Below are 18681 nucleotides of genomic sequence, written 5' to 3'. Positions count from 1 at the left end.
CAGCTTTCCTATTGCGCTTCTATTCTATTTGGTTGGGGTGTTTTCTTGCAAGGGATCGTATGCCTCGGCGTAAGGGTGAGCTGGGTGGAAGTGTACCTGGTCGAGAACGCGCCGTGGAATATTGGAAGTGAACGGCAGGAATTCATAGGTGTCGGAGCCCACCTGTTTGCCATTGCGTGCAAGCGTAGCTTCGAGGCGGGATGCGAAGGTTGCGTTGCCTTCGACGCGAACACGGGATTGGTGGATTATTACGTTCGTGCGCTTCGCGCAGAGGCGATGGGAGCAAATCGGCTATTCATTGCGACGCCAAGGGCGAAGCAACTGGTGGATACCTACTTCGAAGAAGGAGGGACATGACATGCGAGACAAGCGACTGTTCGAGGGAATGAGCGAACTGGAGGAGCTCTCCAGAGGCTTGCTGGCAGTGCCTGTACCGGATGGGAAGCGCGAGGAAGTCTTCGAAGAGACACATAGGGCGATTGAACTCATGAAGCAATGCAAATGGGTGCCAATCGAAACGGAGCACCCGGCATCTAGGCCCTGATTGGTTATATAGTTACGCAAAAGAGGGCACCCAGTCGGGCGCCTTCGATTTCGCCCTATAGATGATACGGTGAACCCTACCATAAATAGGGCGAAATTTAATCAGCAGTACATTTTTAGAAGGATTACAGTCTCTTAGGGGTCGAACTATAATGATTTAAACACAAAGGAGTTGAACAATGAAAAGTGGAGGTGTGCTTGTGTTAGTTGTCGCTTTGCTATATTCTACAATTCCCTCAGGAATTAATCTTTAATAGGCTACTTGACGCAGTAGCAGTAACGATAGAATAAACTGAAAACCATTGAGAGAGAGGAAATGAGAAGAACAATGGATTGGGGACATACGGAGAATAAGAAATTAGTTTACGGTCGGACGACGTCTTGTATGGTCCGCTTTTTACTGGCATTGATACTTACGCTTGTGCCGATACTTGCCGTGCTGCCTGCATCGGCAGTGGCTGCCGATGCGCTTGACCAAACATCCGGAGCAGGGGATCCGGGGAGCTCGTATCGGGCGAACGGACTTGCTCAAAGCTTTACGGCAGGTAAGTCCGGCTATTTGAATCAAATTGACTTGTATATGGCGGATTACGGGAGCTCGGGAATTGTGTTTACGCTCAGTATCTATGGAGGACAAAGCGTGTCCGGAACGGCGCTTGCTTCAGCGACTTTTGGCAGTAGCAATATTCCGTACAATCCGGGAGGCTGGCTGTCCGTTTTGTTCGATCAGCCGGCACAGGTGCAGGCAGGACAGCAGTATACGATGCACTTAACGTCTTCCATCGGTGATACGCCGCAAACAACATGGAAGCTCTATGCGACCGACGTATATGCAGGAGGAAGAGCTTATACTTCTTCCAGTTGGTCTGATTATGACATGGGCTTTATCACTTATGTCGGTGATTCTCCAAGGGATTATACGACTACGCTGGCCGTTTCTCCTATAACCGGTACATACGGCCAAACGGTAACTATATCGGCGACGCTGACAACTCCGGAAGGGCCGCTTGCAGGAAAGAGAGTTAATGTCTACCTTGATGGAAACTCGGTAGGATTCTTAACGACGAATGCAGCCGGTTATGGTTCAGGTAGCTATTCAAATAGACAAGCTGCGGGCAGCTATGAACTGAAAGTAGCGACAGCAGCTTCGTACCCTTACCCTGCGGCGGAGCAGACAACGACGCTTACGGTCAACAAAGCCACGCTCACTGTAACGCCTAACAATGCGACTAGACCCTATGGAACGTCTAATGGCAATTTCACAATGAGCTTTGGCGGACTGATGGCATGGGACACGGCCTCCTCGCTTGGGCAGCCGGTGTATTCGACTCACGCCGACGCATCCAGCCCAATCGGCAATTATGACCTAACAGCCAGCGGTTTGACATCAACGAAGTACACAATCATCTACTCGCCGGGCACTTTAACTGTGACGCCAGCGCCCTTAACCGTAACTGCTGCGGATCAATCACGGGCATATGGGCAAAGCAATCCATCTCTATCCGGTTCGATCACCGGTCTTGTTAATGGAGATGCTATTCTGGCGTCCTATTCGACAGCAGCAGCCGTATTAAGCCCGGTGGGATTGTATCCGATCGTTCCGGCCTTATCCGATCCGGGAGGCATGCTGAGTAACTATCATGTTTCCCTTGAGGAAGGCGAGCTGACGGTTACGAAAGCCGAGCTTCGCGTTGCGACGGATTCGGTATCGCGATGGGTCGGCAAAGCGAATCCGCAGTTAACCGGCAACCTTACAGGCGTTGTTGCCGGCGACGCCATCTCTGCACAGTATGAATCGGCGGCTACGGTAGTTAGCGCTGAAGGTGTTTATGATATTACTGCACAGCTTCTCGATCCGTTGAACCGTTTGTCCAATTATGAGCTCATAACCGACACAGGCAAGTTAACTGTCTATGCCACTCCGCAGCCGGTCTTTGCCGCAGGAGAGACGGCTGGCGAGGTGAAATCGAATGTTGGGCTGCCGGGCACAGATGCAGCAGGCCGTCCGATCCGCTGGACGTCCTCGGACAACAGCTTGCTTGATGCAACAACAGGAGCCGTGCATCGGCCGGCTTACTCGGCGGGCGATTCAGCCGTAACGCTGGAAGCAGAGGTTGATGCGAATCAGACAACCTATAACGTCCAATACAATTTAACGATCATCGCTGCCGATATGACGGACAAAGAGGCGATAACAAGAGATATGGCGCTGCTTGCGATCGGTTACGCAGCCGGAGATGACGAAACGCAAGTGCGCAATGGACTGACGCTCCCGGCTGTAGGGTTGAACGGCTCTGCCATTACATGGGCCTCAAGTCGAACGGAGCTGATTAATCCCGCTAATGGTTCGGTATCACGGCCATCTTATGGGGCCGGAGACCAAACGGTTACGTTAACGGCTACAGTAACGAAAGGGTTGGAATCGGACAGCCGCCAGTTTCAATTGATTGTTTTAAGGAATAATCCAATTGTTGTGGGGCCTGAACAGCCTAAAGAGCCCGAGCAACCTAAGCAACCAGAGCAGCCGCAATCGGACTTTTATATCGATTTCATCGCCGAGAATAATAAGAAGGAACGAATTAAACTTACGCAGTCTCAAGTGAAAGCCGGATTGATTGAAGTCGTTAAGAATACAGCAAAGGGATATTTCGAGCTGAGCGCAGAAACGGCAACCAAACTGCTCCGGTTGAATCCTTCGTTTGCGTTTCAAGTGTCAACGGCCGGCGGCACAATGAGGCTGCCTGTCTCCGAGCTGGCTGCTGCCGCAGATAAGCAATATGCAGGCAAGGACGGCGATAAACTCAACTTTGCGATATATGCTGGAGAGATTGAGGCTGATGCTTCTTTAATGACAGAGTTGAAATCCCGGGGTGCAGAATTATTGTCTGGTCCTGTTCAGTTTAAGATTGTTATGAGCAATGGCGACGGGGCTGAAATTGCCATTATCCAATTAGGCAGCAAAGTAGAAAGACGCATTGCGGTTCCAAATACCGACGCAGATACAATTGTAACGGTATGGAACGAGCAGCTTCGGCAGCTGCAATATGTTCCGGTCCGATATGAAAATGTTGGGGGGAAGGCCTATGCGTTGCTTCCCGTCAGCAGCGACGGCTTGTACGTGAATATTGTTAACCGGAAAGCTTTTGCCGATATGCAAGGACACTGGGCGAGATACGAAGCGGAGAAGCTGGCTTCCATGCTCATCTTTGAAGGAAAAGGAGAGGGCATCTTCGATCCGAATGCACGCTTAACGCGAGCGGAGACAGCAGCGCTGCTGGTCAGGGCGCTAGGTATCCCCGCGGCGGCTCAGTCCGCAGCTTTATCCGATATTGCGGGGAAATGGTACGAAACGGCGGTTTCTTCCGCAGCAGCGGCCGGGCTGGTGACCGGATACGAGGACAGAAGCTTCCGCCCGAATGATTCTGTTACAAGGGAAGAACTGGCGGTCATCCTTGCGAGAGCGATCGCATACGATAGCGTCTCCGCCTCCAATGCCCTGGAAAATGGGTCGGCGCTGCTGAACGACTCGAGCGAGGTGTCGAAATGGGCTGCCGAGGCAGTGCAGCAAATGCTTGCTTACGGCATCGTTAAAGGCGACCATGTAGGCAATTTTAAGCCGCACCAAACCGCGACCCGTGCTGAAATGGCACTTATGCTGAGCCGTTTGCTCGGCAAGCTAGGGTATATGTAAAAAGTTGCTGGCGCCTGTATTCAACAGTCGCCAGTTTTTTTGTATTCGGTAACAACTAACAGTGTTTGAATACAGTTATATTCCACATGAGGTGATTCGGTACCTCGGCTTCAAACGGACGACTACCCACTCCGAAAAAAGCGAACTAAATGAAGCATCCATTATTGATATTTTCGTGGCCATAACGGATTTCCAAAGATCGTTATCCGGTCGATGTCATAGAGGATACGATGAGACCACACGGTTGAGACTTTGTTGCGTCCACGAGACTCCATGGAACTCTCGATGGTACCCTTTGATTTCGCCGATAGATCCGTTAAGCTGAACCGTATCATAAGTAGGGCGAAATTTCGCCTTTCCCGCTCAAAGAATGTGGCAAGGATCTTGTTGCGCTAACGGGCAGAGTGCAAAAAATCGGAAGAAATCCTCTTTTACATCAAGATCAACAACTGGTAAAATTGGCACATGAATATAAAAAGAGCAGTATGATGCTTGTACTTCTTAATGGTTCACTTAAATCCGGTAAAACGTATAGTCTAGTTTGTTAGTATACTGTAACCAGAGGTGATGCTGAATGATTGACATGCAGTATATATACGATCTTGAGGCAGAGATGGATATAATGAAGCTTGTAGATAATTATAATGAAATAAAATCAATCCTGCAGCAGTACCCTCAGGAACAGTGGTCATATGAAATGATTTTAGCATATGCAAGGGCGCTGAATTATCTGCAAGATTATTCCGACCAGACCAATCCATTTGAGCAAGCATATGAGCTGCTACAAACTGTTTCTGATACGGGAATTACGGACGCTGAATGGCATTTAATAATGGCTTCTGTTAGTTTTAATCTACAACTTTACGCTGAGGCGGTAAAACATGCTGAACAAGCAAATACGATCATAGCTGGCTGTGCTGATGATATGCTTGAGCTATACTCACAATATTACTAGTAGAAGGCTTCTGAAATAACGTTCTTGTTCAACTTCGCCCCAACCTATGTTTTCATCGAAAAGAGACCGGAATTAAGAGAGATACGCTAACGAGTACGATAGTTAAATCATCGATAATTAGGTCGCCGATTCCTTCGGTGGCCTTATTGAAATTGAGCTTTGTTTAATTTAATGAGCAAAAATTGTTGGCAATTCTATACCGCGACAAGCTCTTTTCGCATTTTTCGCCGATAGCCCCGTTAAGCTGAACCTTATCACAAATAGGGCGAATTTCGCCTTTCTCGCTCAAGGAATGTTGGTGTTTATGCAGATCCTTCGTATTAATATTACATTAACTGCTGATTTAGCGACCGCTTATTTAAGGTCGCTAAATTGAACTAGGGGTGATTAAGATGAGGTATGTTTTTGTGGTTCTTATTTTCAGTGTATTAATTGCTTTAACATTGGGGTGTGGTAAATCTTCAAATCCAACGTCAAGTAAAAACGCTATCAACCATGACCTAGACCAGTGGGATCACAAGACGGGTTTTATTATCAAAAAAGAAAACAAAAAAGTTCTTGTTGTAAAATATATTTCCAAAGAAGATTTGCAATCAAAAACAACAGATGAAATCTTACTGATTTCAAAACCTAATGCAATATGGCTAACTGTGTCTAATGAAGATTCTTATGCATCTCTTAGGAAAGGGGACAAAGTAAACTTCATAATACAGGGAAGCACAAGTGACATGTATCCGGGAGAAGCGTCTGCTACCAATATTGAAGTGATTCCTTAATCTTCGCATTGTTTTCTCGTTTAGGCCGAAAGTCAACTTTTTAACATGATTTCGGAATGTGGATAACTCAAATCTGTGGATAAGTCGTTGTTTTGGCAATTCACGGTCATTCTAGGGGGATGGCAAGTCGCCAATCCAAGCTGACATCAGGAGCTGTTAGGGATGGGCTATTCGTGTTTCCCGATCCCCTGATTTTAGAAAACTTTTCGAATTGCTTTCGAGGGACTTTAGACTCCTCCTTTAGACTAAGGTTGTAAGCGAGAGAACATACAATCTTAAAGGAGCGAGGAAAAATGAAAAAGAAAAACAAATTCATCATGATCGGTGCGGCTGTGGGTGCCATGACGATATTTACGGCGACAGCTTTCGCGTATAGTCCGAATACAGCAGGCTACGATGCATTCAAGGCGGTGCTGAAAGCTAATCATGCCTCAGGGACCGCTATCGAGAGCGCGACGGTCAACGGAAATTTGAGCTTGACGGTTGACGGCCAGACGGTGGTGAAGGCGGACGGCGCGGGGAAAATGGGGGAAGCGGGCAGCAAGCACAACGTTAGCGGTGACCTCGATTTTGAGATCATGGGCGTCGAACGACAAGCCAGCCTGTACAGCAGTGGCGACGACAAGGTCTATCTCGTAGACCGGACGAATGATTTGCATTATCAGGTGATCAACTTGGACGATAAGCATGCCGGCAAACGTCACAAATGGTCGGATGAGGGGAAGTCCCGAGATCGCTCAATGAACAAAGCGGAAGAAGCGCTCCTCGATTTTCTGGTCGGCGACCTGAAGGACAACTTCAGCGTGGAGAACCAGGCGGATGGCTCGAAGACGATTGCGGTCAACATCAGTCGGGAGGACGTTCCTCTTCCGCTGCGTTTACTTATGAACGCGGCATCGGCCGAGGACAAAATAGGGCGTGCACATGCGCCGGAAGCGCATGGGGAGTGGGAGCAGATTAAACGGCTTCCTTTCTTCCAAGGACTTGAGGGGATCGACCTGAAAACGCAATTACCGGAGTTGACGGAAGACGTTGCTATTGAACATGTGAGGCTGCAATTGACGGTCGATGTGAATAACGAGGTGCAAGGCGTGCAGGGCGAGCTTGAAGTGAGCGGCAAAGACAAGGCTGGCGTCACTCACCGCGTGGAGCTAAAAGGCGCAGGCAACGTTAGCGACATCAATGCCACGACGCCGAATGCGTATGACCCAACTGGCAAGCCCGTAGAATTGCTAGACGCGGCCATGTTCGACGACCGCCGCTAACAGAATCGACCTCGGGGGGGACTGTGCACCATGTTCGAAGTAAACGATCTGACGAAGGTCTACCCCGGCGGTCGCGGCATCCAAGGGCTGAACCTCACCGTGCAAGCTGGTGAGGTTGTTGCCTTGCTGGGGCCGAACGGCGCCGGGAAGACGACGGCACTGCAGGCAATGGCCGGTTGGGTGGGGACAGATCGCGGGGAAGCAAGTTGGAACGGGGCTTCCGTCGCCGACAGGCCCGAGCTGACGAGGCCGTACATGGGGTTGATGATCGGAGAGCCGTCTCCGTACCTCTATCTCACGGGATATGACTATTTGAAGTGCTACCATAAGCTATATCCAGGTGTCGACGATGCGCGTATCCGGCAAACGCTGGAGCTCGTGGGCATGGCCAAGTACGGGGACTTGAAGATTAAGAAGTACTCCACCGGCATGAAGCAGCGGATCGAGCTGGCCAGCGTGCTGCTCCATCGGCCCAAGCTGCTGCTGCTTGATGAGCCATTCTCCGGCATGGACATTGAGGGCAGGCGGGAGATCTCGACAATGCTGCGCGGCCTTGTGGCCGACACGGGGGTAAGCGTCATTGTGTCGTCGCATCAAGTGCACGACATTGAGGATTGGATTACGCATGCCTGCATTGTTTATGAGGGGCGGCATGTCCATACGGCGGGCATCGCGCAGATCCGGGAGTCTTTTGCAGGTGTGGAGGACTATTATTTGCATCATCTCGCAGAGGAAAGGAGTGGCGCTTCCGTATGATTACGCAGATGAATAACCTCGCTGCGGAGGAGCTGTGCAAGCTGTTCCGCGGAGGCAAGCTGAAGGCACTGCTGCTTCTCTCCTTCATTATTGGCGTTCTCTTCGTTTTTATCGGCGACCGACTTGGATTGGCAGACAACCTGCCGATAACGGCTATCGAGCTGCTGCTCGCGGTCGTGCTTCCTTTCCTCATGGTGGCGCTCGGCAGCAACCTTATGATCGGTGAATTCAACGGGGCAATCAAGCATGCGTTTAAGCTGCCGATTAGCCGGGAGTTTCTCTTCATGGGGAAGTTGTTCGCGGGGTGGGCGGCCGGAGCTTTAATCGTTCTGTGTATGATCGTGCCGACCTTCATTGGAGGCTTCATTCTTCACGGCGCGCCTGCAGCTTCCACGTTTGGAGCAGGTATAGCGGAGCTTGGCGGCGCGGTCTTATTCAGCGGCTTGTTGCTTGTATTGGCGAATAGCGTGTCCTTATGGGTGGGGAGCAGCGCTGTTGGGCTGGTAGTGAGCGTCGTGCTGTGGATGGCGATGAGCGTCGTGGGATTTCTTGAGCCGCAGTTGAATCGGTTTTTCGTAACGAACTATTCGGATTGGCTGCAGCCGCTCCTGTATGGAGGGGATGCCGGGATGACGGTTTCAACGTTGCTATTTATGATAGCCTACTATATCATTGGCACTATATTGGGCTTGTTGGCCTTCCAAAGAAAAGGGCTCTGATGTATGTCGATTCGATTGAAGCTTATTTTAACATATTTATTCGGCACTATTCTGACGACGATTATCGTTGCGATGACTGGAATCGGTATCGTCACGGCGATTCTCTCGTATCTCATAAGCGGGATCGTGAAGGATCAGTCCCCGCATGAAGCCTTCTCCCGGGGCATCGACCTGTTCGTGGATTTGCGCTATGCGGAGCGGTACGCGCCGGAGGAGCTGACGTCCCCCGAGTTCGCGGCCTCTATTGGGGAACGGTTGGAGCCGTTCAAGGGCTTCCTTGTCGTCCGGCAAGGCGAGCGCTGGGAAAGCTACGGTGAGCTCAGCGAAGGGGAAGCGTTCTTAAGACAGCTTCGGCAGGATGTGGCCGCTGCTCAGTCGAAAAAAGACCGCGTGTTCGTCGTGAGCGCGTGGGAGGAACGCGACTTGCTGTCGGTAGCCTACGATTTCCCAGGAATCGACGATCCATTGACGTATTACCTGGTGACTGACGTGACGATGGCAGAGTCCAAGAAAAGCGGATTCAAGTTTTTCGTGTTGCTTGGCATCGCGATTCTTGTCGGTATCATTCTCGTCCCGCTGATCTGGATTACGACGAGAGATATCGTTAGGCCGCTGCGACAGCTCGAACAAGGCTCCCGGCGAATTGCCGAAGGGGACTTGAACTTCCGTCTGGAATCCAAGGTGCGCAACGAAGTGGGGGGTGTCATCCGCTCGTATGAGAAAATGCGCAGCGAGCTGCAGCGATCAATCGACGTTCAGTTGGCGTTGGAGGAGAATCGCAAAGAGCTGATCTCGAACATTTCGCATGATCTGAAGACGCCGCTGACCTCCATTAAGGGTTATGTGGAGGGGATTCGGGTAGGCATCGCGGATGATCCGGAGAAGCTGAAGAAGTATGTCGACGTGATCTATGCCAAGGCGCTCGATATGGACAGGATGATCGACGATCTGTTCTTATTGTCGAAGCTGGACCTCGAGCAGGAACAGTTCTACCTGGAGTCGGTGCTTCTTGAGTCGTTCTATCGACAGACAATAAGCGAGCTTCAAATGGAGTGCGAGCGCGCGGGCGTACGTCTGACGAGCGAATATGAGGCGGGACAAGAGGACATTGTGACGATGGATATCCAGAAGATAAAGCGCGTGATGCTAAACCTCGTTGGCAATTCGATAAAATTCATGGATAAGCAAGATCCCCATGTCCATGTGCACTTCGGGCGGCAGCTGGAAAATTGGGTATTCACGGTTACGGATAACGGACCCGGGATGGGCCCGGCCGAACTGGAGCGAATCTTCGATCGTTTCTATCGGGGGGATGCCTTCCGAAATCAGAACGTGGCCGGCTCCGGGTTAGGTCTTGCCATCGTGAAGCAGATTATTGTTAATCATGGCGGAACGATTCAGGCGAGAAGCGAGCCGGGACAATCTATGACGGTGATCGTTAGCATTCCGATGAAACGGGATAGCAAGGAAGCGGGGAGAGCGTGAGATGTCGAAGCGCAAAGTGTTAATCGTTGAGGATGATCGAGCGATCGCCGAGCTGGAGCGAGATTTTCTCGAGGCGAATGGCTACGAGGTTACCCTTCGGGCAGACGGTCGGCAAGCGCTTGAGAAGGCGCTGGAGCAAGAATACGATCTGATCATTCTGGACGTCATGCTGCCGGGCATGGACGGCTTTGATATTTTGCGACGAATTCGGGAAACAAAATTTATTCCGGTACTGATGGTGTCCGCCCGCAAGGAGGATATCGACAAAATCCGGGGCCTCGGCCTAGGGGCGGATGATTATGTAACGAAGCCGTTCAGCCCGACGGAGCTCGTGGCTCGGGTGAAGGCGCATCTCGAACGATATAATCGATTGACCGGTGTCGCGGCAGGCATCGGCCCTTCGCATGTCCGGAAGTCGCGCGAGCTGAACATTCGCGAGCTTACGATCCAGATCGATGCAAGACGAGTGACGATGCGCGGGGCGGAGGTTACAATGACGACTAAGGAATTCGATCTGCTGCTGTTCCTCGCAGAAAACCCGGATCGGGTATATTCCAAGGAGGCGCTGCTGGATAAGGTCTGGGGAATCGACAATTACGGCGATACCGCCACGGTCACGGTCCATGTAGGGAAGATCCGGGACAAAATCCAGAAGGACCCTTCGCAGCATCAGTTTATCGAGACTGTATGGGGCGCGGGATATCGCTTTAAGATGTAAATGGCGATATCTCTGTCGATGTAAACAGAAAATAAGGGCTGCCCGCCTATCGCCAGATGACGATAAAGGGACAACCCAGATTACTAAGGGCACGGTTTACCCGGTTTAGGGGTAGGGGCGTGTCTTTATTGCTGGCTCCCACCACTTTTGCTTTTCATCCCGACAACGTTCAGCGTGAGTAGTCTGTCACCTCGCGTGCGAAGAATAGAATTGAACTGATTGAAAAGCACATTGTACCGTTATTTGCAGATAATCCGTGAGACAAAAACCTATTGGTCGGTGAGATTACGGACATTTGTTTTAACGATCTTCAGTCTGCATGTTCGGTGCTATGATCGTGCTCGTGGGCATGGGCGTGCCCGCCTGCGCCAAGCAGCTTGATACCGAGCAAGACTTCCAGATCATGCTCTTGAATGTAAGCGGTGTGGCTAATGAGCTGAAGGGGAGCGTGCAGTTCTTTGGCCACACCGCCTAGCTTCGCAGACTGGCCGTCGATTGTCAGTTGCACGGAGAGTCCTTCACCGGTCACCGAGATGCCGGTCCCGGCTTGCCACTTCACGTGTAAGCCGAAAGCTTCCGCTGTGCTGCGCAGGGGCAGCCAGGCATGATCATCTTGCATCAGCGGAGAAGCCGTCAGCGGCACAGTCTTGTCTCCGCGCGTCAGCGAGGGGTCTGTTGTTTCCGCTGCCGTCGGAAGCTCGACTGGCTGGGAGGAGGACGGCGTGTCATCGCCGCCGGTTTTCTCCAGCAACTCCAGACGTGTCGGCTCGCCGCCGACCTCCAGGTAACGGACGAGCGTACCGCTGCTCAGGTCCACCTGGGCGATGCGCCCTTCGTTCGGCAGACTGACATAGGCGAATCGGGAACTGGTGGCAATGTCCGGCAGAACGGCCTTGTCCACATGCTCATGGAAGTCGGCGCTCCAGCCTTTGCCGATTGCTGCTGTGCGCAGCAGCTTGCCGCTGGCCGAATCGCGGATTTCCAGCGTACCGCTGCGGCGCAGGCTCAGCAGATAAGCTTGATCGGAGGAGACGGCTTGGCGAATTGAAGGCTCGATCTCCATCGTTTCGTAGGCATACGGCTCATGGCTGACGTCCAGCTTGTACAGGAGAGGCAACGTGCCTTCCGTGTAGCCCCAGAGCACGCGATTCTTGCCTGTGAGGAAAGCGGCGACCCGTTGCTTCTCCGGGTAATTGATGTGTGCGACGGCCTTTGCCGTCTCCTCGCCCTGCGTACCGACCACCAGCGTTTCGTTCTGGCAGCCGAAGAACAAGCGGTCTGTCTGCTCATCCTGGGCGATACCGTGCAGCACCGGGCAGCCGGCAATTCGCGTCTTTTCCTTGCCGGTCTCCAGATCAAGCACCTGCACGAAGCCTTGCTGCAGATGACCGACATAGAGCAGACCGTCCACCACGGCATAGTGGTAATGGGCGTTGCCTGCCAGCGCGAGTTTGCGTACCGTCAAGCCGTCGAGGGAGTCAAGGTCGCCGTCAAGCAGCAGCAGCTCCGCCTTGGACTCGTTGGCGATCGACGGCAGGTTGCCGACGGGATGGGAACTGTCGGGCGAGTAGCCCTCGAAGGTACGGGAGATAAACGGAGGACGGGCGCTGCCGGTCTCCGGATCGAATCCGGTGTTTACGACGGTTACATAATCCTTATCCGTATTGCGTCCGCGCGTCACAAACAGATGGCGGGCATCTGGCGCGAGGGCGAGACTCATAATAGAAGCCGGAGTAGACAGTCGAGATAGAGTTCTACCGCTCGGAAGATCGACTGTGACGAGATCACCCGTCGTGCTATCGGCAACGAATAGTCTGGCTTCAGCGGAGGCAATCTCAGGGACGCGCTCGACCGTGCCGTGTGCCATGGCGGGGATGGCGGACAAAAGCAGAAATAAAGAAGAAAGCAGAAAGGGCATCAAACGCATCATGAAACAAAATCCTCCTTATTCGTAATAATTACTATTTAATAAACTACAGTTTTCACATCTTTGTCAAGAAAAAGTTTCGAACCCATTTTAAGCGAACGAACAGATTACGACGATAATTCGTATAGATGACCCGTAAAGAATAGGAGATGTTATTCGACTTATAGATGTAGAAGATGAGGAGGGGTGGCGAATAGGAGTCAGCAAACTCATTGGCGACGCTCTTTAATCCACGGCCAGTGGTGTATAGCTCGAATATCTTTCGGACGATAATGGCTTCTTCCGGCACAACAGCAACCGCTTTAGACCGCTTTTTGGTTAGGTTGTAGGGGGCGGGAACTACCCGATACCCCAGCGGGAGCTTACCGTTGTGTTCTCCTTTCTTGGCTCTCGGGGTCATTCCCATTTTTACGTTATTGACAATCGTATTTCGTTCTGAAGGGCGAACTTCCCCATAGATGTGCTGGTGTCAAAGTTTTCCGAGAAGGAACGGAAGGTGAGGTTCTGCTCTGGACTCGGCCCTCTCGACACTCCCTAACCCCCACCTCCGGATTTTACTAAAAAGTTCGCGCTTGAAACTAAACTCTAAATCGCGTCGAGTCTGATTTAAAAAGCAAAAACCCGAAATGGGCTCCGGATTTCGATTGATCAATGTATTTTTTTATATATTTCTTTGTAAGATCTTTTATTTATTTTTTAGATAAGAAAGTTAATAAATAGATGAAAGATCCATAGGATTCCTAATAAGATCATGCCAATTTTTTCCCGTTCTGATTTATACTTTTTTTTGTAAACGATATACAGGATTAAAATTGGCCATACAACAAGAAGCACATAACTAATCCCCACACAAATCACCCCAATACGAGTTATTGCTCAATATGTTTTTGTTGTATTAATGTATGTTAATGAGCAAACAAATGATGAGTTAGTATCAATAAAGCGAACGAATGAAATGCTTATTTTCGGAGCGAGGCATTATATCGGTGAGTGTATACAAACCATGTCATACTTGCTGTTAATAATGCCGACGAAATCAAAGCTGTAAGAACACTATATGTTTTCCAAACAAGTATCGTTGACCAATCCAATGCACAGCACATTATACACTGGACAATCGTAGCAATCAGCAAAATAGCTGTTACGATTATTCGTCCTTTTGTCATTGGTTGCCGCTCATTCGTTTTCCTTCTGCGTAATCCCAAGAGAAAGAACAGAACAGCCAATAGGCAAAGAATAATTGTGGCAGACGACAAAAAGATGTCCAAAAGCTGTGTGCCGCTTATTCCATAGGACTGCGTCAGATTCCCGTCTAATATGTCTTTAACTTTTAGTACCATGTCTCTATTGATATTCGCGCCGTTGGTCAGCAAGCAGATGGCTGTTTGTTCATTTAGCAGTATGACCACTTCGGTTCCGAAAGCGGGATTGCCCCCTGGGTGCTCTATCCTCGTTTGGTTGGCGTTTACCGACCAGCCCGCCGCATAATACATGTCATTGACAGCCGGAACAGACCGATCACCCTGATGTGATTTTTCGATAACCGTATGGAATATTTCGGGTATGTCCTGCACCATCCCCATCTGTATGCCCATCCAACGCGCCATATCTTTTGTAGAGGAAATGATGTAGCCTGCGGGTTTATTCCCGGCATAATCCGGCGCGTTATATGGAGTTGTCATAAAAAAAGAAGAACGGTAGCCCTGTGCCAACTGTCCGGTGGCTTGAGCATCTTCTTTATAAACATACGTCTGGTGAAGATTCAGTGGCTGAAATACCTGTTTCTTCATAAAGTCTTCATAGCTTTGGCCCGACACCATCTCAATAACCAGACCTAATACGTCATAATTAATAGTTCCGTAATTATACTGCTCACCAGGATAGAACGACAATTTAGAATCTACGAGCATTTCTACGGTTTTTTGCAACATATCCGGCGTATTGCCTTGTGGAATGTTTTGACTGTGACTGCCATTTGTTAAGCCGCTAGTATGGTGTAAAAAGTTATTGAGCGTCACACTTTGCATATCAACTTGTTTCCCCTGATACTTTAACGTAAACCAAGGCAAATATTTCTGGATAGAGTCTGACATGGACAGCAGTCCTTGTTCTTCCAGCAGCAGAATACCCATGCCGGTAAAGGCTTTACTTACCGAAGCCAGCTCATATAGAGTATTTTCACTTGCCGACAGTCCCTTTTCACGATCTGCGTACCCGGAAGAAAAGTAGAGCACTTCATTGTTCGCAAGTATGGAGATGGATATTCCCGGAACACCCGATATACGGCTTGCATCATTCAGCAATGTTTGTATGGAATCAGATTGCGAATCTGATAATGCATAACTTGGTGTTGCGAATCCGGTGAACAGTATAAGTAATGCAATCATAAAGACAATATTTTTTTTCATAATCTCTCCATTCCGAGAAAACTCCCGTACGGAAAATATAACCGCAGTACACCTTAAGGCCCTAAAGTGTAATAAGATCTATATTATGAAGCTTATTATTGGAAAATCTTATTGTATGTGAAGAATCATACGATATAAAAAATTAGATTGCTATTATAATCTTCCACTTATGCTAGGAACGATATCATTGACTTTCATAGCCCCTCCCCCTCGGAGTTCTATTTTCTAAGCTTTAAGTGTAATGAAAAAGCGGCGATCCAAGACCGTAGTCTGAAGCTAACAATTTTATCATAGGAATGTGCAAAATGATTAGTTCTCGTCCAAATGATAAATGAGTTGTACCACACCGGAGGAGAACGTTCTTGTACTAACGATTTTTAAATTCAACCTCTGTTTTATATCCACAAACAGCGGTTTTCCTTCTCCCAAAACAACAGGGTGAACAGATAATCTAAATTCATCAACAAGTCCTAAATTGATAAAAGTCGTAATAAGACTTGCTCCACCATATAGCCAGATGTCTTTACCAGGCTTATTCTTTAATTCATTTACTTTTTCAAGAATACTGTCATTTATGAATATTGCTTTATTATCCGTCCCCTTTTGCGTCCTGGAAAACACATATTTCTCTTTACTATGAACCAATTCCCAAAATTCTTTTTCAGAATCCGTTTGTTCAATTTCCGGAGTAAATTCTCCCCATAAATCATAGCTTTTTCTTCCATATAATATGGTATCAATTTGATTTAAAAAATGATTAAACCCCATCTCAGAGTCCATAATGCACCAATCAACTTCACCCTTTTTTCCTTCAATAAACCCATCTAAAGTAACAGCTAAATCTAAAATTATTTTACGTTTCATGAGTTGTTACTCCTTTCATTAATCTAACACCCATTATAGACCTCATATATGTCACCTTATGTCATATTGGATATGGAGGTATGAATGTTGTTTCTAGGCAACAGATGTGGCCCGAACGTTAAACTCCTAACGGGTAACGATAGTTTATCCAAGTTCGTTCACGTAGAGGGTTAATGTTATAATGAAATCGTTTCATATTACATTAACAAACTAAGGATAGATCGAATATGAAATTCAAACGGACTTTTGCGAGCTTTTTGGAATTACAAAATAATGGAGGGTTATAAATGAAGTACTTTTACGGAGTATTATCTTTATTGGGACTCGTCTTGCCCTATTCGCAATTTATCCCTTGGATCGTGCGCAACGGCTTCGATTTGACTCTTCTATTTGAAGCCATAACCAGTACGCGTATCGGAGCTTTTGCATGGATGGATGTTTTAGTTACCGCGATCGTGCTTATGGGATTCATTCTGTTAGAAGGCACCAGAAAGAGAATGAAATATTTATGGCTGCCGATGGCAGGTACGCTACTGGTAGGTCCTTCACTGGGTCTTCCCTTGTTTTTGTTTCTTCGACAATTACACCTGGAGAAAAGCATTCTAAAATAACATCAAAGATGGGAAAAGAAACAGGGTTAGACGAATCAGTTTAAAGTGTTCATGTGATATTTGATTTCTTCGGTTAACCGAATGGCCGGCCTGTCATGCAAGTTATCCTGCATCATCGCTTTCTAACAAGGAATAAAAATCATCGCGGTCTTCATCATCGAATTTGCCGATTGTCCGTACCCTGACAAATTCATGTCCGCCATTCATGTCTATTTCCTCGCCATACCTATTGTAGAGCGCGATCATATTGCCATCCCGATTCAACTCCATGTACCCGTAGCATTCTGCTTCGGGCGTTTTGTCGTAAAGGAGCATAAATCTGATTTTGTCCACTCTGTTCATGCAGAACCTCCTTTTCTGTCTACCCGTTCCCATTGCCTGAAGAAAATTTTACGTGAAACTGGATGATTTGGAAAAAGCGAAAATGCCTCTCGTTCTCGGAAATTCATTCCTAATTCGAAACTATTAGTGGGGCGCCCCCGTTTTCTCGCTCATTCACGCATTATCTCTTGACAGGATGGGGTTTGGGGATTATGATATCGTGCCGGTCAACTCAATGAGGTAATGATGATGAGGTCATCAAACGTTTTCACTATTTCAGTGGGAGTGCAGTTCTACTCCTTTTCTAGGGTATAATACTAGTAGAGAAACTTGTGTATTGAGACGGGTTCTTGAAGAAGGAGATCGTATGACATTTGAACAATTGCAGTTGATACCCCCGATTATTAAAGCAATAGCTAAGGAAAATTATACGCAGCCCACGCCTATCCAAGAGCAGGCAATTCCCCCAGTGCTGGCAGGCCGTGACTTGTTTGGCTGCGCCCAGACAGGGACCGGCAAGACAGCGGCCTTCTTGCTGCCGATCATCCAACTGCTGAGTACACAGCAGGGTCCCCCGAAAGGCAAGCGTGTTATACGCTCACTGATCCTGACGCCTACGCGTGAGTTGGCTATTCAGATTTCCGACAATGCCAAATCTTACGGATGTTTCACGAATCTGCGCTGCGGCGTGATCGTGGGCGGTGTCACGCAGAGGGCTCAGGAGCAGTTGTTGGAGAAAGGCACGGACATTCTGATTGCCACGCCGGGACGGTTGATCGACCTGATGAACCAAGGGTTCGTTGACCTGCGTCACGTGCAGATTCTGGTGTTGGACGAAGCCGATCGGATGCTTGATATGGGCTTCATTCATGATATGAAGCGAATCATTGCCAAGCTGCCGGCCAAGCGGCAGACGTTATTCTTCTCTGCGACGATGCCGTCTGAGATCACGTCGTTGGTTAACACTTTGCTGAAGAATCCGGTGAAAATCGAGATTACTCCTGTTTCCTCAACGGCGGAGCGGATTAAGCAGGTCCTCTATTATGTGGACAAGCCGAATAAACTGCCGCTGTTAATCGATCTGCTGCAGGATAAGTCGATCGCGAGCGCTATCGTGTTCACCCGTACGAAGCACGGTGCGGACCGGGTAGTGCGAGGCTTGACGAAAGCGAAGATTACTGCGCAAGCGATTCATGGCGACAAGTCCCAGAATGCCCGACAAGCGGCGCTGAATAACTTCAAAAGCGGTGCGACACGCTTGCTGGTGGCGACAGACATCGCGGCACGAGGCATCGACGTTGAGGAACTATCGCACGTTATTAACTTTAATTTGCCAAATATAGCAGAGACTTACGTACATCGGATCGGCCGTACTGGGCGTGCGGGCTTAAGCGGGATCGCGATTTCGTTCTGCGAGAACGAGGAGATTCCTTATCTGAAGGAAATCGAGAAGCTGACGAAGCAGAGAATCCCGGTGATTGCCGATCATCCTTACCCGATGACCCTTACGAAGCCGGAACCTGCGACGGTCACGGTGGACCGAGTCAAAGTCAATAGTGCGCCATCCAAGGACGATACTCGCGGACATAGCGGCGAGGCTGGCCGCCGCCGTAGACGGCGATCCAATGCTGGAAAGTAAGAA

General features: G+C 49.1%; 16 protein-coding genes. 12 read left to right on the top strand and 4 right to left on the bottom strand.

What is annotated here, in order from left to right:
* Positions 1–45: 45 nt before the first annotated feature.
* From DFP98_RS12225 to DFP98_RS12175, 10 genes are all read left to right on the top strand, one after another.
* Complete coding sequence (locus DFP98_RS12225; protein WP_220377086.1) at positions 46–357, top strand: hypothetical protein; 312 nt, start codon at positions 46–48, stop codon at positions 355–357.
* A 1-nt stretch (position 358) separates the two neighbouring features.
* Positions 359–544, top strand: a complete 186-nt coding sequence (locus DFP98_RS12220) for a hypothetical protein (protein WP_116060872.1) — start codon at positions 359–361, stop codon at positions 542–544.
* Positions 545–859: 315 nt separating this feature from the next.
* Positions 860–4234, top strand: coding sequence for an immunoglobulin-like domain-containing protein (locus DFP98_RS12215; protein WP_116060871.1), 3375 nt, complete (start codon positions 860–862; stop codon positions 4232–4234).
* A 574-nt stretch (positions 4235–4808) separates the two neighbouring features.
* Positions 4809–5189, top strand: coding sequence for a hypothetical protein (locus DFP98_RS12205; RefSeq protein WP_116060870.1), 381 nt, complete (start codon positions 4809–4811; stop codon positions 5187–5189).
* A gap of 392 nt (positions 5190–5581) precedes the next feature.
* Positions 5582–5965, top strand: a complete 384-nt coding sequence (locus DFP98_RS12200) for a DUF3221 domain-containing protein (RefSeq protein ID WP_116060869.1) — start codon at positions 5582–5584, stop codon at positions 5963–5965.
* Between the two features lie 293 nt (positions 5966–6258).
* Positions 6259–7230, top strand: coding sequence for a hypothetical protein (locus DFP98_RS12195; RefSeq protein ID WP_116060868.1), 972 nt, complete (start codon positions 6259–6261; stop codon positions 7228–7230).
* A gap of 30 nt (positions 7231–7260) precedes the next feature.
* The gene (locus DFP98_RS12190) at positions 7261–7986 is read left to right on the top strand and encodes an ABC transporter ATP-binding protein (RefSeq protein WP_116060867.1); all 726 of its coding nucleotides are present in this window, start codon (positions 7261–7263) and stop codon (positions 7984–7986) included.
* The gene (locus DFP98_RS12185) at positions 7983–8705 is read left to right on the top strand and encodes an ABC transporter permease (protein WP_116060866.1); all 723 of its coding nucleotides are present in this window, start codon (positions 7983–7985) and stop codon (positions 8703–8705) included. The genes DFP98_RS12190 and DFP98_RS12185 overlap by 4 nt, the downstream gene beginning before the upstream one ends.
* A 3-nt stretch (positions 8706–8708) precedes the next feature.
* Positions 8709–10190: a sensor histidine kinase gene (locus tag DFP98_RS12180; protein ID WP_116060865.1), complete on the top strand. Its 1482-nt coding sequence runs from the start codon at positions 8709–8711 to the stop codon at positions 10188–10190.
* A 1-nt stretch (position 10191) separates the two neighbouring features.
* Entirely contained in the window at positions 10192–10908 is a 717-nt protein-coding gene (locus DFP98_RS12175; protein ID WP_116060864.1) for a response regulator transcription factor, read from the top strand.
* A gap of 310 nt (positions 10909–11218) precedes the next feature.
* Here DFP98_RS12175 and DFP98_RS12170 read toward each other — a convergent pair whose 3' ends face one another.
* The 3 genes from DFP98_RS12170 to DFP98_RS12155 form a co-directional block, all read right to left on the bottom strand.
* Positions 11219–12835 carry a stalk domain-containing protein gene (locus DFP98_RS12170; RefSeq protein WP_181917643.1) on the bottom strand — a complete coding sequence of 539 codons (1617 nt, stop codon included), beginning with the start codon at positions 12833–12835 and terminating at the stop codon, positions 11219–11221.
* 959 nt (positions 12836–13794) lie between these two features.
* Complete coding sequence (locus DFP98_RS12160; protein ID WP_116060861.1) at positions 13795–15243, bottom strand: serine hydrolase domain-containing protein; 1449 nt, start codon at positions 15241–15243, stop codon at positions 13795–13797.
* Positions 15244–15552: 309 nt separating this feature from the next.
* Positions 15553–16107, bottom strand: coding sequence for a dihydrofolate reductase family protein (locus tag DFP98_RS12155; protein ID WP_116060860.1), 555 nt, complete (start codon positions 16105–16107; stop codon positions 15553–15555).
* A 287-nt stretch (positions 16108–16394) separates the two neighbouring features.
* Between DFP98_RS12155 and DFP98_RS12150 the strand changes: the two genes are divergently transcribed.
* On the top strand, positions 16395–16718 hold the full coding sequence (locus DFP98_RS12150; protein ID WP_116060859.1) for a DUF2834 domain-containing protein: 324 nt from the start codon (positions 16395–16397) through the stop codon (positions 16716–16718).
* Between the two features lie 102 nt (positions 16719–16820).
* Here DFP98_RS12150 and DFP98_RS12145 read toward each other — a convergent pair whose 3' ends face one another.
* The gene (locus DFP98_RS12145) at positions 16821–17060 is read right to left on the bottom strand and encodes a hypothetical protein (RefSeq protein ID WP_116060858.1); all 240 of its coding nucleotides are present in this window, start codon (positions 17058–17060) and stop codon (positions 16821–16823) included.
* A gap of 346 nt (positions 17061–17406) precedes the next feature.
* Here DFP98_RS12145 and DFP98_RS12140 point away from each other — a divergent pair, with 346 nt between their 5' ends.
* The gene (locus DFP98_RS12140) at positions 17407–18678 is read left to right on the top strand and encodes a DEAD/DEAH box helicase (protein ID WP_116060857.1); all 1272 of its coding nucleotides are present in this window, start codon (positions 17407–17409) and stop codon (positions 18676–18678) included.
* Positions 18679–18681 lie beyond the last annotated feature (3 nt).

The sequence above is a fragment of the Cohnella phaseoli genome (assembly GCF_003386235.1).
Classification (GTDB): Bacteria; Bacillota; Bacilli; order Paenibacillales; family Paenibacillaceae; genus Cohnella; species Cohnella phaseoli.
Note: the sequence above shows the minus strand (reverse complement) of the source record. Positions and strands in the feature narration are given on the sequence as shown.

Excerpts from the sequence above, each read along its gene's own strand:
- DFP98_RS12155 (WP_116060860.1), bottom strand. The coding sequence starts at position 16,107 with ATGAAACGTAAAATAATTTTAGATTTAGCTGTTACTTTAGATGGGTTT.
- DFP98_RS12145 (WP_116060858.1), bottom strand. The coding sequence starts at position 17,060 with ATGAACAGAGTGGACAAAATCAGATTTATGCTCCTTTACGACAAAACG.
- DFP98_RS12200 (WP_116060869.1), top strand. The coding sequence starts at position 5,582 with ATGAGGTATGTTTTTGTGGTTCTTATTTTCAGTGTATTAATTGCTTTA.
- DFP98_RS12205 (WP_116060870.1), top strand. The coding sequence starts at position 4,809 with ATGATTGACATGCAGTATATATACGATCTTGAGGCAGAGATGGATATA.
- DFP98_RS12180 (WP_116060865.1), top strand. The coding sequence starts at position 8,709 with ATGTCGATTCGATTGAAGCTTATTTTAACATATTTATTCGGCACTATT.
- DFP98_RS12160 (WP_116060861.1), bottom strand. The coding sequence starts at position 15,243 with ATGAAAAAAAATATTGTCTTTATGATTGCATTACTTATACTGTTCACC.
- DFP98_RS12150 (WP_116060859.1), top strand. The coding sequence starts at position 16,395 with ATGAAGTACTTTTACGGAGTATTATCTTTATTGGGACTCGTCTTGCCC.
- DFP98_RS12195 (WP_116060868.1), top strand. The coding sequence starts at position 6,259 with ATGAAAAAGAAAAACAAATTCATCATGATCGGTGCGGCTGTGGGTGCC.
- DFP98_RS12170 (WP_181917643.1), bottom strand. The coding sequence starts at position 12,835 with ATGCGTTTGATGCCCTTTCTGCTTTCTTCTTTATTTCTGCTTTTGTCC.
- DFP98_RS12190 (WP_116060867.1), top strand. The coding sequence starts at position 7,261 with ATGTTCGAAGTAAACGATCTGACGAAGGTCTACCCCGGCGGTCGCGGC.
- DFP98_RS12215 (WP_116060871.1), top strand. The coding sequence starts at position 860 with ATGAGAAGAACAATGGATTGGGGACATACGGAGAATAAGAAATTAGTT.
- DFP98_RS12175 (WP_116060864.1), top strand. The coding sequence starts at position 10,192 with ATGTCGAAGCGCAAAGTGTTAATCGTTGAGGATGATCGAGCGATCGCC.
- DFP98_RS12185 (WP_116060866.1), top strand. The coding sequence starts at position 7,983 with ATGATTACGCAGATGAATAACCTCGCTGCGGAGGAGCTGTGCAAGCTG.
- DFP98_RS12140 (WP_116060857.1), top strand. The coding sequence starts at position 17,407 with ATGACATTTGAACAATTGCAGTTGATACCCCCGATTATTAAAGCAATA.
- DFP98_RS12220 (WP_116060872.1), top strand. The coding sequence starts at position 359 with ATGCGAGACAAGCGACTGTTCGAGGGAATGAGCGAACTGGAGGAGCTC.